This window comes from Streptomyces alkaliphilus, from assembly GCF_014141535.1.
Lineage (GTDB): Bacteria > Actinomycetota > Actinomycetes > Streptomycetales > Streptomycetaceae > Streptomyces > Streptomyces alkaliphilus.
Genome location: NZ_VKHT01001047.1, coordinates 1 through 1,682, shown reverse-complemented (window position 1 = coordinate 1,682; position 1,682 = coordinate 1). Strand labels below are relative to the sequence as shown.

Genomic DNA, 1,682 nt, shown 5'->3' with positions numbered 1-1,682 from the left:
GGGCGGGGTTCAGCAGGTGTTGAGCATGCCCTGGAGGGCGGACTTCTCGGCGGAGTCCACGGTCAGGTCCCAGCGGTGCTTGACCCGGATCCAGATGCGGGCGTAGGTGCAGCGGTAGGCGGCGCGGGGCTGCCAGTTGGCGGGGTCCTGGTCGCCCTTGGAGCGGTTGGAGGAGGCGCTGACGGCGATGAGCTGCGGCCAGTACAGGTCGTTGGCGAACTCGCGGCGCTCGGTGGTGGTCCAGGTGCGGGCACCCGACCGCCATGCCTCGGCCAGCGGCACGAAGTGGTCGATGTCCACCTGGGAGGCGCTGGTGAGGGTGACGCCGTCGAACTGGCTGTACCAGGTGCCGGAGGTGGGCTGGCAGCTGCTGTTGACGACGACGTTGTTGCCGTCGCGCTTGAGGACGGTCTGGCGGGTGGTGCAGCCGCCGCTGGATCTCCAGTGGGGGAACAGGTCGCGGGAGTAGCCGCTCATGGTGCCCTCCGCGGCGACGCGGAGCTGGTTCAGCTCGGTCTGCGCGGTGGAGGCGGAGGGGATGCGCGGGGGAGCGGCGGAGGCCGGCGGCGCGAGCAGCACGAAGAGCAGTGCCGCGACGAGCGCCGCCACGAGTATGCCGAAGGTCCGGGGTCGGACCGCGGTGGTCGGCTGGGACATCGAGGTTCCTCCCATGTGGGTTTTTCCGTGGGGGAGTTGGAGGTTGCCCGATGGATTGTTGAGGTCCGGGGTAACGCGGACATGACAAAATCTACGCGAGTTGATTAAGGCTCCACGCGGGTTGCGACCCCCGCCCGACACATGGCGGTCACGCCGGTGCGCGGACACGCGCCGAGGGGCCCCGTCCGGACGCGGACGGGGCCCCTCGGGTCGGAGCGGGACGCGGCGCGGACGCCGGGGAATTCAGTCCTTGCGGATCACGATGCTGCCGACGATCTTGTCGGTCAGGGTCTGCTTCTTCGCGTCCCACAGCGGCCACAGGTAACCGACGTAGCAGGGGAGGGCGTTGATGAAGTCCAGAAGGAAGCGGGCGATGGCCACCCCGAAGCCCATCGGCTGCCCGGTGGACTCCTTGACCACCTGGATGTTGACCATCTTGCGGCCGGGGGTCTGCCCGGTCGTCCCCACCAGATAGGCGAAGAAGAAGCCACCGGCCAGGAGGAGCAGAAGGCCGATGTAGTACATCGGACCGATGGTGACGGTCTCCCCGTTCACCTCGATCGCCGTGGTCATCAGGATCACCGGCACCACGGCGATGATCAGACCGTCCACGATGCGGGCGACCAGCCGCGAGCCCCAACCGGCGTAGGCGTTCGGCACCCCGCCGTGGGGCACGCCGCCCTGCTGGGGGTAGCCGTATCCGGGCTGCTGCTGCGGATAGCCGTAACCCGGCTGCTGCTGCGGAGGCTGCTGGGGATACCCGTACCCGGGCTGCTGCGGGGGCTGCTGGCCGTAGCCCGGCTGCTGACCGTAGGGGTTCTGGCCGGGCTGGGGCGGGTGGCTCATGGGGTGTTTCCTCACGGCTTCGGGGGCGGTCGTCCGCACGGGAAATCCGGGGAGCGCGTCCCGTACCGGTCGTCCCCCCGTGCTCCCGGCGGTCGTCATTGCACCGTTTCGGACCATCGTTGTCCAGTGAAATTGTCGTCTCGTGGCGGAGTCGCAACCTTTCGCGGTCAACCGGAGAC

2 protein-coding genes are annotated in these 1,682 nt (G+C 68.9%); both read right to left on the bottom strand.

Features of this window, described 5'->3' with window-relative positions; all coding sequences use genetic code 11:
• Positions 1 to 9: 9 nt before the first annotated feature.
• Positions 10 to 657 carry an HNH endonuclease family protein gene (locus FNQ90_RS22265; RefSeq protein ID WP_182607985.1) on the bottom strand — a complete coding sequence of 216 codons (648 nt, stop codon included), beginning with the start codon at positions 655 to 657 and terminating at the stop codon, positions 10 to 12.
• Positions 658 to 900: 243 nt separating this feature from the next.
• On the bottom strand, positions 901 to 1,503 hold the full coding sequence (locus tag FNQ90_RS22260) for an RDD family protein (protein ID WP_182607984.1): 603 nt from the start codon (positions 1,501 to 1,503) through the stop codon (positions 901 to 903).
• Positions 1,504 to 1,682 lie beyond the last annotated feature (179 nt).